This window comes from Modestobacter sp. VKM Ac-2979, assembly GCF_026967995.1.
Lineage (GTDB): Bacteria > Actinomycetota > Actinomycetes > Mycobacteriales > Geodermatophilaceae > Modestobacter.
In genome coordinates this window covers 799856-814424 of the sequence record NZ_JAPVBO010000002.1, presented here as the reverse complement: position 1 = coordinate 814424, position 14569 = coordinate 799856, and the positions used below count along the sequence as shown (strand labels likewise).

14 protein-coding genes are annotated in these 14569 nt (G+C 75.1%); all 14 read right to left on the bottom strand.

Annotation, left to right across the window (positions count from 1 at the left end; translation table 11 throughout):
• Positions 1-52: 52 nt before the first annotated feature.
• On the bottom strand, positions 53-1036 hold the full coding sequence (gene ccsB, locus O2W15_RS08560) for a c-type cytochrome biogenesis protein CcsB (RefSeq protein ID WP_269179098.1): 984 nt from the start codon (positions 1034-1036) through the stop codon (positions 53-55).
• Positions 1033-2685 (bottom strand): cytochrome c biogenesis protein ResB, encoded by a 1653-nt coding sequence (gene resB / locus O2W15_RS08555; RefSeq protein ID WP_269179097.1) that lies wholly within the window; start codon positions 2683-2685, stop codon positions 1033-1035. The genes ccsB and resB overlap by 4 nt, the downstream gene beginning before the upstream one ends.
• Complete coding sequence (locus O2W15_RS08550; RefSeq protein ID WP_269179096.1) at positions 2682-3548, bottom strand: cytochrome c biogenesis protein CcdA; 867 nt, start codon at positions 3546-3548, stop codon at positions 2682-2684. The genes resB and O2W15_RS08550 overlap by 4 nt, the downstream gene beginning before the upstream one ends.
• Positions 3549-3554: 6 nt before the next feature.
• Positions 3555-4130, bottom strand: coding sequence for a TlpA family protein disulfide reductase (locus O2W15_RS08545; protein ID WP_269162879.1), 576 nt, complete (start codon positions 4128-4130; stop codon positions 3555-3557).
• Positions 4123-4758: a histidine phosphatase family protein gene (locus O2W15_RS08540; RefSeq protein ID WP_036333148.1), complete on the bottom strand. Its 636-nt coding sequence runs from the start codon at positions 4756-4758 to the stop codon at positions 4123-4125. Before O2W15_RS08540 ends, O2W15_RS08545 begins: the two co-directional genes overlap by 8 nt.
• Positions 4755-6119, bottom strand: coding sequence for a glutamate-1-semialdehyde 2,1-aminomutase (gene hemL, locus O2W15_RS08535; RefSeq protein WP_269179095.1), 1365 nt, complete (start codon positions 6117-6119; stop codon positions 4755-4757). The genes O2W15_RS08540 and hemL overlap by 4 nt, the downstream gene beginning before the upstream one ends.
• Positions 6116-6631, bottom strand: a complete 516-nt coding sequence (locus O2W15_RS08530) for a hypothetical protein (RefSeq protein ID WP_269179094.1) — start codon at positions 6629-6631, stop codon at positions 6116-6118. The genes hemL and O2W15_RS08530 overlap by 4 nt, the downstream gene beginning before the upstream one ends.
• 7 nt (positions 6632-6638) lie before the next feature.
• A complete protein-coding gene (gene hemB, locus O2W15_RS08525) occupies positions 6639-7637 on the bottom strand; it encodes a porphobilinogen synthase (RefSeq protein ID WP_269179093.1) in 999 nt (332 codons plus the stop codon).
• Complete coding sequence (locus O2W15_RS08520) at positions 7634-9193, bottom strand: uroporphyrinogen-III synthase (RefSeq protein WP_269162876.1); 1560 nt, start codon at positions 9191-9193, stop codon at positions 7634-7636. The genes hemB and O2W15_RS08520 overlap by 4 nt, the downstream gene beginning before the upstream one ends.
• An 88-nt stretch (positions 9194-9281) precedes the next feature.
• Positions 9282-10220, bottom strand: a complete 939-nt coding sequence (hemC, locus tag O2W15_RS08515; protein ID WP_269179092.1) for a hydroxymethylbilane synthase — start codon at positions 10218-10220, stop codon at positions 9282-9284.
• Positions 10217-11635 (bottom strand): glutamyl-tRNA reductase, encoded by a 1419-nt coding sequence (locus O2W15_RS08510; protein WP_269179091.1) that lies wholly within the window; start codon positions 11633-11635, stop codon positions 10217-10219. The genes hemC and O2W15_RS08510 overlap by 4 nt, the downstream gene beginning before the upstream one ends.
• Positions 11632-12321: a redox-sensing transcriptional repressor Rex gene (locus tag O2W15_RS08505; RefSeq protein WP_269162873.1), complete on the bottom strand. Its 690-nt coding sequence runs from the start codon at positions 12319-12321 to the stop codon at positions 11632-11634. The genes O2W15_RS08510 and O2W15_RS08505 overlap by 4 nt, the downstream gene beginning before the upstream one ends.
• A 256-nt stretch (positions 12322-12577) precedes the next feature.
• Entirely contained in the window at positions 12578-12838 is a 261-nt protein-coding gene (locus tag O2W15_RS08500) for a glutaredoxin family protein (RefSeq protein ID WP_269179090.1), read from the bottom strand.
• Entirely contained in the window at positions 12831-14486 is a 1656-nt protein-coding gene (locus tag O2W15_RS08495) for a class I adenylate-forming enzyme family protein (RefSeq protein WP_269179089.1), read from the bottom strand. The genes O2W15_RS08500 and O2W15_RS08495 overlap by 8 nt, the downstream gene beginning before the upstream one ends.
• Between the last annotated feature and the right edge of the window lie 83 nt (positions 14487-14569).

Below are 14569 nucleotides of genomic sequence, written 5' to 3'. Positions count from 1 at the left end.
CCTGTCCATCCGATCGTGACGGTGGGTGGCCCGCCTCGGAGCGCCAGAGGCGTCAGACGCCGCCGTAGCTGTGCAGGCCGGTCGACACCAGGTTGACGAACAGCAGGTTGAAGATCATCACCACGAGGCCGACGATGTTGATCCACGCCGAGGGGCGGCCCCGCCAACCGGCCGTGGTGCGGGCGTGCAGGTAGGCCGCGTAGACGATCCAGGCGATGAACGCCCAGGTCTCCTTCGGGTCCCAGCCCCAGAACCGGCCCCAGGCGCTCTCCGCCCAGATCGCGCCGGCGATGACCGCGAAGGTCCAGATGGGGAAGCCGAAGACGGCGGTGCGGTGGGCCGTGCGGTCCAGCGCCGCCGCCGTGGGCAGCCGGTCCAGCAGGGAGGGGGCAGCAGGAGCGCCCGTGGAGGCACCGGCGGTCACCGTCGCGTCCCGCCGGGTGCGCACCAGGTAGAGCGCGCTGGCGATGCCGCTGACGAAGAAGATGCCGAACCCGATGGTGGCGGTGCTCACGTGGATCGCCAGCCAGCTGGACCGCAGGGCGGCCACCAGCGGGCCGGCCTCGGCGTACAGGAACAGCCCGATCAGCACCATCGACAGCACCACGGGCGCCAGCAGGAAGACGCCGATGTGCCGCAGCGACGGCGCCCGCACGGCGAGCACCAGGTAGGCCACGACGGCGACCAGGACCACCGCGGTGGCGAACTCGTACATGTTGCCCCAGGGCAACCGGTCGGTGGCCATGCCCCGGGTCACCAGCACCCCGGCGTGGGACACCGCGCCGAGGCCGGTCAGCACCATCGCGACCAGGCCCAGCCGGCGGGCCCGCGCCGGCTCGACCGGCTCGCCGGCGACCCGGACGTCGACCGGCGGCTGGGCGGGGACGCCACCGGCGGCGACCAGCTGCTCGCTGCGCCCGCGGACGGACCGGCCGAAGGCCAGCTCGGCGCAGAAGGCGACCACGGCCAGGGAGTACAGGCCGACGCTGATCGAGAACAGGGTGTCGGACAGTGCGGCCAACGACTCGTCGATCACGACGGCGGTGCCTCCTCATCGGGTGCCGGCCCGGGTGCCCGGGCCGCTGGGGTGCTCGCCGGGGCGTCGGCGCGGGCGGCCAGGGCTGCCTGCACGTCCTCGGTGAGCGAGGTGAAGCGGGGACCGGTGTCAGCGCTGCCGCGGGTCAGCGAGCCGATCGACAGCACGGTACCCCCGCCGTCCGGTGCGGGGCCGGAGCGGGCGAACACCCGCTCCCGGCGCACCAGCAGCATGCCCAGCAGGCCCACCAGGACGGCGATCGACGCCCCCAGCACCCACACCTGGCCGGGGTCGTGCGAGACCTGCAGGGCCGCGAACTCCTTCAGGCCGCTGAAGGTGACCACGGTGCCGTCGGGCAGCGTGGTCGACTCCCCGATGGCGAGGTTCGTCCGGGCCACCCGGTTCAGCAGACCCCGGTCGATCTGCTCCCGGTCCAGCGCGTAGACCGACTGCGGCAGGCCCGAGTCCAGCCCCAGGTAGCCGGTGTAGACGTCGATGCCGACCTGCGGGTCCAGCGGCTGCGGGTCGATCGAGGTGAGGACGCCGGCCTGCAGCACACCGGTCGGGGCGAGGAAGCCCTCGATCGCCAGCTGCTCGGTCGAGCCGGCACCCAGGTCGGGCACCTTGAGCACGCCCTGGCTGAGCATCGTCCCCAGGTCGGCGGGGAGGAACGGCGCGGAGAGGTCGGTGAACGTCTGCCCGTCCGGCCGGGTGATGCTGAAGACGGGGCTGAAGCCGTGCCCGGTGACGTAGACCCGGTCGCCGCCCACTCGCAGCGGGTCGTTGACCCCGATGGTGGTGCCCACCGGGTCGGCGCCGTCCAGCTCCCAGCTGATGTCCGCGGTGTACGAGGCCGCGGTGAGGTTCTCCTCGTACTCGGCCTGGAAGTCGTCGAGGTCCACGCACAGCCGCGAGAGGTCCTCACCGTCGACCAGCGGCCCGGACCGGTGGGTGTCGTACTGCTGGAACGCGTTGCAGAAGCCCTGGCCCTCGGTCACCAGGATGCTGCCCTCGTAGCCCCAGAGCTTCCCGCCGGCCAGGCCGAGCAGCAGCGCCAGCAGCGAGAGGTGGAAGAGCACGTTGCCGGTCTCCCGGAGGTAGCCCTTCTCCGCGGAGACCTCCGGACCGGACCGGCCCTCCCGGCGGACGACGCGGAAGCGGCGGACCCGCAGCTCCTCCTCCACCACGTCCAGCGCGGCCGGGCCGGCCAGCGAGGTGGTCAGCGCCGCCGACTCCGGCAGCCGCTGCAGGTGCCGGGGCGCCGTCGGCGGCGGGGTGAACAGGGAGCGGCCGTGCTCGATCGCCCGGGGCACGACGCAGCCGATCAGCGAGATGAACAGCAGCAGGTAGATCGCCGCGAACCAGGGCGAGCTGAAGACGTCGAACAGGTACAGCCGGTCCAGCCAGGGTCCGAGCGTGGGGTACTCGGCCAGGTAGCCGGCCACGTCGCTCTGCGACAGCGACCGCTGCGGCAGCAGCGAACCCGGGATCGCCGCGACGGCCAGCAGGAACAGCAGGATCAGCGCCGTGCGCATCGCGGTGAGCTGCCGCCACCAGCGCAGCAGCCGGCCCGCCACCCGGCGGCCGGGCGAGGGCGGGGACGGCGGGCTGGCCGGTGCGGCCGGGCGCGGCGGAGCGGTTGCGGTCACAGCGGCGCCGACTCGGCCAGACCGGTGGCGGCCAGCCAGCCGCGCAGCCAGATCATCAGCTCGGTCCACGCGCCGGTGACCAGCATCAGCCCGACGCCGATCAGCACGATCCCACCGACCCGGGTGACCGTGCGGGCGTTGCGGCGCAGGAATGACATGGCCCCCACGGCCCAGCGGGCGCCCAGCGCCACGAGCACGAACGGCACGCCCAGCCCCAGGCAGTAGGCCAGCCCCAGGAACGCGCCCCGCCCCACGGTCGCCTCGCTGAAGGCCAGGCTCTGCACGGCCTGCAGGGTCGGGCCCAGGCACGGGGTCCAGCCCAGGCCGAAGACCACCCCCAGCAGCGGGGCGCCGGCCAGGCCGACGGCGGGGCGGGCGGAGATCCGGGCGGTGCGCTGCAGGAACGGCAGCCAGCCGAGGAAGCCCAGCCCGACCACGATGGTGACCAGGCCCATCACCCGGGTGATCACGTCGTTGTACTCGAGCAGCAGCCGGCCCAGCCCGCCGACAGCGCTGCTGATCGCCACGAAGACCACCGTGAAGCCGAGCACGAACAACACCGAGCCCAGCACCATCCGGCCGCGCGAGGCCCGCTCGTCGACCGGCCCGACGGCGGTGGCCACCGAGGCGCCGCCGGCGAGGGGCTGGCCCCCCGGCACGGCACCGGCCGACGCCGGGACCGGAGCCGGGACCGGAGCCGCCGTCCGCGGGGCGCTGCCCACCAGGCCGGTGACGTAGGAGAGGTAGCCGGGGACCAGCGGCAGCACGCAGGGCGAGGCGAAGCTGATCAGCCCGGCCAGTGCCGCCACCGCGGCGGCGACCAGCAGCGGCCCGTCGCCGATCAGCTCCCTGATGGCCTCCACCACGGCTCAGGCCTCCCCGGTCAGCTGGGTGATCACGGTGCGCAGGTCGTCCTGGCGCACAGCACCGGTGTACACCGCGGCGACGCGACCTTCACGGTCCAGCACGATCGTCGAGGGGATGGCGGCGGCCGGGTAGTCGCGGAAGGCCAGCGCCACCTCACCGCGGGGGTCGAACAGCGAGGGGAAGGTGATCCCCTTGCTCTCCAGGAAGGCGTTGGCCAGCTGTTCGGTGTCCTTGACGTTCAGGCCGAGGAACTGGACGCCGTCGTCCCGGACCTCGGTGTAGACCTCCTGGAACTCCGGGCTCTCCACCCGGCAGGGCGCGCACCACGACCCCCAGAAGTTGAGCACCGCGACGTCCCCGGCCAGCTCGCCGGAGTCGAACTCCCCGCCGTCGAGCAGCGTGCCGGAGAAGCCCGGGGCGCTGGCCCGCTCCCCCTCGGGGATGACCTCGCCGGACGGCGTGCCCGCCACGAAGCGGAACTCACCACCGTTGGTCACGTCCACGGGGTCGTCGCCGGTGCTGCAGCCAGCGGTGAGCACCGCGGCCACCGCCAGCGCCGCCGCCAGTCGGCTACGCACCGGGCACCGCATCGGGGTCGGTGGCCCCGGCCGGCTCGGCGTACTCCAGCCGCACCAGCCGATCGCCGTCGTAGGTGAGCGAGGTGACGCTGGCCAGCCCGCACTCCCGCCGTCGCGGGTCGTGCAGGTAGCGACGGCCCTCCAGGTGCAGCCGCACCGTCCAGACCGGCAGCTGGTGGCTCACGCAGACGGCGGCGTGCCCGCGGGCGGCGTCCCGGGCGGTGTCGATCGCACCGAGCATCCGCGCGGCGATCTCCCGGTACGGCTCGCCCCACGACGGCGTCCACGGGTTGCGCAGCCGCCACCAGTTGCCCGGGTGCCGCATCGCCCCGTCACCGACGCCGAAGGTCTTGCCCTCGAAGGAGTTGCCGGCCTCGATCAGCCGCTCGTCCGTGGCGATCTCCAGCCCCAGCGTGTCGGCGATCGGGCGCGCGGTCTGCTGCGCGCGCTCCAGCGGGCTGGCCACCAGGTGGGTGACGTCGCGGTCGGCGAACCAGGCGGCCGCGGTGCGGGCCATGCCCTCGCCGGCCTCGCTCAGCCGGTAGCCGGGCAGCCGGCCGTAGAGCACGCCGGCGGGGTTGTGCACCTCGCCGTGCCGCATCAGGTGGACGACGGTCGTCTCGCTCACGGCTGCAGCTCCAGGGTGTCCTTGGCCTCGGGCGAGGCGGGGCCGCCGGCGGCGGCCGCGGCGGCCGACGCGGCGGCGGGCAGTGCGGCCAGCACGTGGTCGAGCGCCTCGTCGTCCAGGGCGGCGCTGACGAACCACGCCTCGAACGCCGAGGGCGGCAGGTAGACGCCGCGGGCGAGCATGGCGTGGAAGAAGGCGGTGTGCGCGGCGACGTCCTGGCTGCGAGCGTCGTCGTAGTCGCGCACCTGGCGCTCGTCCGGGACGAAGAAGACCGAGAACATCGAGCCGGCCTGCTGCACCCGGTGCGGCACCCCGGCGGAGAACAGCGCGGCGCTGGCGGCGCCCCGCAGCAGGGCGGCCACGGAGTCGCAGCGCTCGTAGACCTCATCGGTGCACAGCCGCAGCGTGGTCAGGCCGGCCGCCACCGCGACCGGGTTCCCGGCCAGGGTCCCCGCCTGGTAGACCGGCCCGGACGGGGCCAGCTGGTCCATCACGTCGGCGCGGCCACCGAACGCCGCGGCCGGCATGCCGCCGCCCATGACCTTGCCGAAGGTGAACAGGTCGGCGTCCACCGGGTCCAGGCCGTACCAACCGGCGCCGGAGACCCGGAACCCGGTCATCACCTCGTCGACCAGCAGCAGCGCCCCGTGCGCGGCGGTGATCCGGCGCAGGTGGCCGTTGAACCCGTCCAGCGGCGGGACGACACCCATGTTGCCGGCGGCGGCCTCGGTGACCACGCAGGCGATCTGGTCGCCACGCTCGGCGAAGACGGCCTCGACCGCCGCGACGTCGTTGTAGGGCAGCACGATCGTGTCGGCCGCGGCCCCGGTCGTCACCCCGGGGGTGTCCGGCAGGCCCAGGGTGGCGACGCCGGAACCGGCCGAGGCGAGCAGGGCGTCGACGTGCCCGTGGTAGCAGCCGGCGAACTTCACGACGAGCGGCCGGCCGGTGTACCCGCGGGCCAGCCGCACCGCGGAGAGGACCGCCTCGGTGCCGGAGTTGACCAGCCGCAACCGCTCGACCGGGGCCACCCGGGAGACGATCTCCTCCGCCAGCTCGGCCTCCGCGGCGGTGGGGGTGCCGAAGGTGAACCCGTTGCGGGCCGCGGCCGTGACGGCGGCGACGACCTCCGGGTGGGCGTGCCCCAGGATCATCGGGCCCCAGGAGGCCACCAGGTCCACGTAGCGGCGGCCGTCCACGTCGGTCAGCCACGGACCCGAGCCCGAGGCCATGAACCGCGGGGTGCCCCCGACGGCCCGGAACGCGCGCACCGGGGAGTTCACCCCGCCGGGCGTCACCCGACCCGCCCGCTCGAACAGCTCTGCCGACACCGGGGCCTCGTACGGGTAGGGCTCAGTCACGGTCCCACTGTCCCAGGCGCTCCGGTGTCCCCGCCGCTCGCGGGGTGAGCCGTGAGCAGCGCCACGCCGAGCTCCCGCGGAACGCGGGTCGGCACGAGCACGGTCGTCCCGTCCACGCGCCGCAGCGGCAGGCCGACGCTGCCCTTCGGCACCGACCAGGAACCACCGAGTACCGGGGAACCTGCCCCCGCCCCGGCAGCGCCGTCGCAGACCGCACGCAAGTGGTCCAGGTCGACGTCGGCCAGCCTGAGCTCCTCGCGGCCGACGCGCAGGGTCGCGTCCTGGCCCCGTCCGGCCAGCTCGACCGTCCAGAGCCGGCGAGCGGACAGCCAGCCGACCGCGGTGCCGGCCAGCACCAGTCCGCCGGTCACGGCCCAGACGACCGCGGGCACCTCGATCTGCGGCAGCACGGCGTCCAGCCCGAACAACCCGACCAGCCCCGCGACGACCGGCCAGGGCGGGAGCCACGAACCGCCCCGCTCGAGGTGGCCGACGTCCCGCGGTGCGCTCACGACCGGGTCAGCGCAACCAGCGGGCGGCCTCGACCGCCCAGTAGGTCAGCACCGAACCCGCACCCGCGCGCCGGATCGAGGTCAGCGTCTCCAGGACAGCCCGCTCGCGGTCGACCCAGCCGTTGGCGGCGGCCGCCTCGACCATCGCGTACTCGCCGCTGACCTGGTAGGCGGCCACCGGGACGTCGACGGCGTCGGCCACCCGGGCGATGATGTCCAGGTAGGGCCCGGCCGGCTTGACCATCACCGCGTCCGCGCCCTCGGCGATGTCCTGCGCCACCTCGCGCAGCGCCTCGTCGGTGTTCGGCGGGTCCATCTGGTAGGTCGAGCGGTCACCGAACTGCGGCGCACCCTCGGCCGCCTCGCGGAAGGGCCCGTAGAACCCGGAGGCGTACTTGGCGGCGTAGGCCAGGATCGGCGTCTCGGTGTACGCGGCGCTGTCCAGCCCGGCGCGGATCACCGCGACCTGGCCGTCCATCATCCCGCTCGGGGCGATCACGTGCGCCCCGGCCTGGGCCTGGGCGATCGCGACGGCGGCGTACCGGTCGAGCGTCGGGTCGTTGTCGACGACGCCCGCCGGGGTGACCACGCCGCAGTGCCCGTGGTCGGTGTACTCGCACAGGCACAGGTCGGCCATCAGGACGAGCTCGTCGCCGAGGTCGGCCCGCAGCTGCTGCAGCGCCGCGTTGACCACGCCGTCGGCGGCGTCGGCCTGGGAGCCCACCGCGTCCTTGTCCGCCGGGATGCCGAACAGCATCAGCCCGCTGATCCCGGCCTCGGCCGCCTCGGTGGCGGCCTTCCGCAGCGACTCGGGGCTGTGCTGGACGACGCCGGGCATGGAGCTGATCGGCACCGGCTCGGCGATGCCCTCCTTGACGAACACCGGCAGCACCAGGTCGGCCGGGGACAGCCGGGTCTGCGCCGTCCACCGGCGCATGGCCGGGGTCGAGCGCAGCCGACGACCCCGGGCGAACCCGGGGTTCGTGCCGCCCTGGCCGGTGGTCACTTGGACTCCCCGGCCTCCGCCTCGGCCCGGCGGGCCTGGGCGAACTCGGCGAGCGCGTCGACCAGCGGGCCGACGGCCGCGGTCTCCGGCTGCACGTCCACCCGCAGGCCGAACTCGGTGGCGCTGGCCGCGGTGGCCGGGCCGATCACCGAGACGACGGTGCGGGCGTGCGGCTTGCCCGCGATGCCGACCAGGTTGCGCACGGTCGAGGACGAGGTGAAGCAGACGGCGTCGAAGCCGCCGCCCTTGATCGCCTCGCGCACCGCCGCCGGCGGCGGCGCCGCCCGCACGGTGCGGTAGGCGGTGACGTCGTCGATCTCCCAGCCGCGCTCCTTGAGCCCGGCCGCGAGGGTCTCGGTGGCGATGTCGGCCCGGGGCAGCAGCACCCGGTCGATCGGGTCGAAGACGTCGTCGTACGGCGGGAAGTCGGCCAGCAGGCCCTCGCTGGACTGGTCGCCGCTGGGCACCAGCTCGGGCACGATGCCGAACTCGCGCACGGCGTCGGCGGTCTGCTGCCCGACGCAGGCGACCTTGACCCCGGCGAAGGCGCGGGCGTCCAGGCCGAGCTCGGCGAACTTCTCGCGGACGGCGCGCACCGCGTTCGTCGAGGTGAAGACGATCCAGCCGTAGCGGCCGGTGACCAGGCCCTTGACCGCGCGGTCCATCTGCGCGGGGCTGCGGGGCGGCTCGACGGCGATCGTCGGCACCTCCACCGGCACGGCCCCGTAGGCGCGCAACCGCTCGCTCATGTCGCCGGCCTGCTCCTTGGTGCGCGGCACCAGCACCCGCCAGCCGAACAGCGGGCGGCTCTCCCACCAGGAGAGCTTGGCGCGCTTGTCGACCACGGCGCCGACGGTGACCACGACCGGCCCGGCCAGGCTGTCCAGCCCGGCGGACTTCTCGGCGACGGCGGCGAGCTTGGCGGCGACGCTCTTCTGCGCCGTCCCGGTGCCCTGGGTGGTGACGACGACCGGGGTGTTGCCGGACAGGCCGCCGTCGAGGAGGCCGGCTGCGGCGGTGGCCACCTGGTCGGCGTCGGCCTGCAGCACCAGCGGGCTGCCGGTGCCGGTCGCGGCGGCGGCGAGCGCCGCCAGGTCGACCTGGGCGTCCAGGGTGCGCAGGTCGGCCTGGACCGAGCTGGCACCCAGCGGGACACCGGCGTAGGCGGGCACGGCGGTGCCGATCGCGACGCCGGGGACGACGTCGAACGCGACGCTGGTGCGGGTGACCGCCAGCGCCTCCTTGACCACGGCGTCGCTGGTGAACGGGTCACCGGCGATCAGCCGGACGACGACGCTGCCGTTCTTGGCCGCGGCCACCGCGGACTTGGCCACCTCGGCCGGCTCGCCGCTGACCGTGGTCAGCTCAAGGTCCGGGTGGGCCTCCAGCAGCGCCTCGCGGACGGCGGCGGAGACCTCGGGGTCGGCCAGCACCGTGTCGGCGCCGGCGATCGCGGCGCTGGCCCGGACGGTCAGCAGCTCCGGGTCACCGGGCCCGGCGCCCACGAAGACCACCGTGCCCTTGCCGTTGCCGTTCTGCTTGCGTGAGCGCGTCATCGCGTGCTCCTGTTCCTGCCCCGGGAGGGGGTCGCTGCGGGTGGTACGGGACGGATGGGGCGGGGGGCGTGGCCCCCGCGGGGGGCGGTCACCGGCTGGCTGCCATCAGCGCAGCCGCGCCTCGGTCCAACAGCTCGGCGGCCAGCTCGCGCCCCAGGGACTCGGCCGCGACGGCCGGCCCGGTGATCGAGCTCCGGACGCCGTCGCTGCCGTCGAGGGCGGTGACCGACGCGCGCAGGTAGAGCTCCGCGGCGCCGTCCTCGTCCTCGGCGAGCTCGGCGTGTGCGGCCACCGGGGCGCTGCACCCGGCCTCCAGCGCGGCGAGCACCGCACGCTCGGCCGCCACGCACGCCCGGGCCGTGGGGTCGTCGAGCACGGCGAGCAGCTCACGCACGCGGGTGTCGTCGGCGCGGCACTCCACGGCGAGGGCACCCTGCGCCGGGGCGGGGAGCACCTGGATCGGGTCGAGCACCTCGGTCACCGCCGACAGCCGGTCCAACCGGGCCAGACCGGCCCGGGCCAGGACGACGGCGTCCAGGTCCCCGGAGGTGACCCGGCCCATCCGGGTGTCGACGTTGCCGCGGATCGGCACGATCTCCAGGCCGAGGCCCAGGGCGCGCAACTGGGCCACCCGGCGGGGGGCACCGGTGCCGATCCGGGAGCCGGCGGGCAGCTCCCCGAGGCTGAGGCCGTCACGGGCGACGAGCACGTCGCGGGGGTCCTGCCGGGGCGGGACGGCGGCCACGGTCAGGCCGGGGCTCGGCGAGGTCGGCAGGTCCTTGAAGCTGTGCACGGCGAGGTCGACGGTGCCCTGCTGCAGGGCGTCGCGCAGGGCGGTGACGAAGACCCCGGTGCCGCCGAGCTGGTTGATCGCCTCGGTGGACCGGTCGCCGTAGGTGCTGATGTGCACCAGCTCGACCGGCACGCCGGTGGCCGCGGTGAGCGCGTCGGCGACGTGCTGGGACTGGGTGAGCGCCAGCTGGCTCGCCCGGGTGCCCAGCCGCAGCGGCGACTCCACGCCGGTCACGCGGCGCCGCCGGTGCGCCCGTCGCGGGTGGCGTCGACCCGCGGGTCCAGCGCCGACAGCGGGGTGCCGGCCGGCAGCTCGGGGTCGACGGTGACCGCGTCGGAGAGGCTGGTGCGCTCCCCGTCGGTGACACCGGACAGCCCCAGTCCGAACAGCGCACGCAGCGCGTCGGCGTAGTCGGTGCCGCCGGGGGCACCGGCCAGCTCCTTCACCCGGACGGTGGGCTCGTGCAGCAGCTTGTCGACCACCCGGCGGACGGTGCGGGCGATCTCGCTGCGCGCCTTGGCGTCCAGGTCGGGCAGGCGCGTGGACAGCCGGAGCAGCTCGGCGTCGACCACCTCGGCGGCCTGGCTGCGCAGCGCCGAGACGGTCGGGGCCACCGCGGCGGCCTGCCGCTCGGCGCGCAGCAGCGAGGTCTCCAGCTCGACCAGGGCGTGCGCGGCGGCGATGTCGTCGGCGGCGACGGAGCCGGCGACCGGCTGGCCGGGGTGCGCGGCGCGCTCCCCCTGCAGCATCGCCAGGTCCACGACGTGCACGCCGGGCAGGCCGCCGACCGAGGCGTCGACGTCGCGCGGGAGCGCGAGGTCGACGATCACCAGCGGCCGCCCGGCCCGCCCGAGGAGGGCCTCCTCGACCAGGTCGGTTCCGATCACGGTGCCGGTGGCGCCGGTGCAGGTGACCAGGACGTCGGCCGCAGCGAGCTCGTCGGGCAGCTGCTCGAGGTCGGCCTGCCGGCCGCCGATCGACTCGGCCAGGCGGGCGGCACTGGCCGGCGTCCGGCTGCTGACGGTGACCGCCGCGCCCCGCCGGGCCAGGGTGGTCGCGGCCAGGGCGCCCATCGAACCGGCACCCACCACCAGCACCGGGCGGTCGGCGAGCTCACCGAGGGTCTCCGACACCCGGTCCAGGGCGACCGAGACCAGGGAGGCCCCGGCCCGGTCGATGCCGGTCTCGGCGTGCACGCGCTTGCCCACGCGCAGCGCCCGCTGGGCGATCGGGTGCAGCTCGCGCCCGACCGTGCCCTCCTCCTGGGCGAGGGCGTAGGCGGCGCGCAGCTGCCCGAGCACCTGGGTCTCACCGACGACCATCGAGTCGAGGCCCGCGGCGACGGTGCACAGGTGCCCGATCGCCTGGTCCTCGTAGTAGACGGTGACGTACGGGGAGAGCTCCTCCACCGTCGCGCCGGCGTGCCGGGCGAGCACCCGGCTGACGTCGGTGATCCCGCCGTGGAAGCGGTCGACCTCGGCGAACACCTCGATCCGGTTGCAGGTGGCCAGCACGATGGCCTCGGAGACGTGGTCGCTCTCGACCAGCTCGTGCAGGGTCTTGACCTTGTCGTCGCCGGTCATGCTCACCTGCTCGAGCAGGGCCACCGGCGCCGTCTGGTGGCTGATGCCGACCGCGAGCAGGCTCATCGGGCGACCCCCTGGGCGGCCCGCAGCGGGGCCAGCAGCGGCGGCGTCCCGTCGCGCTGCTGGTCCAGGAAGGCCAGCACCTGCAGCTCCACGGACAGGTCGACCTTGCGGACGTCGACACCCGCAGGGACCGTCAACGCCACCGGCGCGAAGTTCAAGATGCTCCTCACCCCGACCGAGACGAGTCGGTCGCAGACCGACTGGGCCACCTCGGCCGGTGTCGTGATGACGCCGATCGTCGCGTGGGTCTCGGCAACGACGGCCTCCAGCTCCTGGACCGGGCGGACCTGGAGGCCGCCGACCCGGTGCCCGACCGTCGCGGGATCGGTGTCCAGCAGGCCGACGAACTCGAAGCCCCGGCTGGCGAACCCGGCGTAGTCGGCCAGCGCAGACCCCAGCCGGCCGATCCCGATGAGCACACAGGGCCGGGAGCGCTCCCCACCGAGGGCGTCGGTGAGCCGGTCCCGCAGGCCCGAGACCGAGTAGCCGACCCCGCGGACGCCACAGGGACCGAGGTAGGACAGGTCCTTGCGCAGACCGGCGGGGTTCACCCCGGCCGCCGAGGCGAGCTCCCCGGAAGAGACGTGACTGCGACCGCCGTCGGCGAGACCGGCCAGCACCCTCAGGTACACGGCCAACCGGGCAACGGTGGCCTCCGGGATGATCCGGGGCCGCGACTGGGGCACGGGCAGACTCCACAGCGATCCGAACGCACTCCCGGACGGGCCGGGGACGATCGGGGGGACTCAGACAGGTCAGGGAGACGGGCACGTCGGCACCCGGCAAACGCCACGGTAACCGCTTGTGAACGCCTGAACAAAGTCGCCGAGACCGTCCGTGCAGGTCGCAGCCGTCCGCTGTGGTGAGGACCACGCCTCAGGAACCCCCGTACGGGTGCCCCAGCATCTCACCGGCCGCCCGCGCCGTCCCATCCGGGGCGGGTCAGTACGGCGCGGGGATGCCCAGGTCGCGGCGGAGCCGCGGGACGTCGACGGTGAAGTGGCTGTGCTCCCGGCCGTCCAGCAGGACCACCGGCACCCGGTCGCCGTACTCGATCCGCAGCTCCGGGTCAGAGTCGACGTCGACCAGCGAGACGCCCAGGCCGGCCTCCCCGGCGATCCGGGTCAGCGTCTCCGCGGCGATGACGCACAGGTGACAGCCCTCGCGGCTCAGCAGCTGCAGCCGGGGCGCCGGCTCAGTCATCGGAGGCCTCCGCGGCCGACTGCTCGGCGTCCACCGCGGCCGCGGCCCGCTCCAGCCCCAGCTCGCGGAGCCGGGCCCGGCTGACCTTGCCGGCCAGGGAGTGCGGCAGCTCGGGGACGAAGTGGACGGCCACCGGGACCTTGAACCGGGCCAGCGACCGGCCGGCGTGCTCGCGCAGCTGCGCCTCCGTCACCTCCGCGCCGGGGGTGCGGACGACGACGGCGTGCACCGCCTCGCCGCTGCGCTGGTCCGGCACGCCGATCACCGCGCTCTCGGCCACCCCGGGGTGCTCGCCCAGCACCCGCTCCACCTCGCCCGGGTAGACGTTGAAGCCGCTGACCAGCACCAGGTCCCGGCGCCGGTCGACCAGCTTGAGGTCGCCCTGGGCGTCGCGGTAGGCGATGTCGCCGGTGAGCAGCCAGCCGTCGGCGTCCGGGCCGTCGGCCCCGTCGGGCCAGTAGCCGCCGAACAGGTTGGGGCCGCGCACGCAGATCTCCCCGGTCTCCCCGTCGGCGTCCTCGTCGCCGAACGGGTCGCCCCAGACGTCGGCCCGCACCCGGCTGCCCGGGTCCGGCCCGGCGGTCGGCCCGCCCGCGGTGTCCCGCAGCACCAGCTCCACACCGGGCAGCGGACCGCCGATGCACTCCGGCTTCGCCCGCCCGGTGGCCAGCGTGCTGGCCAGCACCGGGGCGGCCTCGGTCAGCCCGTAGCCCTCCCAGACCGTCACCGCGGCGCGGGTGCGCATGGCCTCGAAGAGCGCACCGGGCATCGGCGCGGCACCGCAGCTCGCCGTGCGCACGGCGGCGAACCCGCGGCGGAGCACGGCGTCACTGCCCGCCGCGTCGGCCACCGCCAGCCAGGCGGCGTACATCGGCGGGGCACCCGGCACCGCCGACACCTCCTCGGCGGCCATCAGCGCCAGGGACCCCGCCGGGTCGAACTCGTCCAGCAGCACCGCACAGGCACCGGTGGCCGCGACCAGGCCCCAGCCGCTGTTGAAGCCGTAGACGTGGAACAGCGGCAGGGTCAGCAGCACCCGGTCGCCGGTGCGCACCGGCGGCGGCTGGAGCGCCAGGCACTGCTGCTGGTTGGCCAGCAGCGCGGCGTGGGTGAGCATCGCGCCGCGGGGCCGCCCGGTGGTGCCGCTGGTGTAGGCCAGCAGGGCCAGCGCGTCCGGGTCGTCCGGGTCGGCCGGCGGCGGGCCGTCGGCTGCCGGGGGACCGACGCACACCGGGACGCCGCCCAGCTCCGACCGCTCCCCCGCCACCACGAGCAGCCGGGCACCGGAGTCGGCGAGCAGGTGGGAGACCTCCGGGTCGGTGTAGGCGGTGTTGACCGGGACGACGACCAGCCCGGCCCGCAGCGCACCCATCACCGCGATCACCCAGTCCACGCCGTTGGGCAGCTGCACCGCCACCCGGTCACCGGCGTCCAGTCCGCGCTCGAGGTACCCCGCGGCCGCCCGGTCGGTCAGGGCGTCGACCTCCGACCAGGTCAGCCGGCGTTCGCCGTGGACCAGCGCCGGCGCGTCGCCGTGGCCTGCGGCCGCGCGGCGGACGAGTGCGGAGAAGGAGCGCACCGCACCGTCCTGCTCGTGGCCCTCCTGCAGGTGTCCGGCCTGCTCGTGCGGCTCTCGTTCGACCGGCACGACGGACCTCCGCGGGGACAGCAGCCGTCTCGGACGGCGGGGACGTGGACGCAGCGGCACGATGTTGTCACCATGGGCGGCGG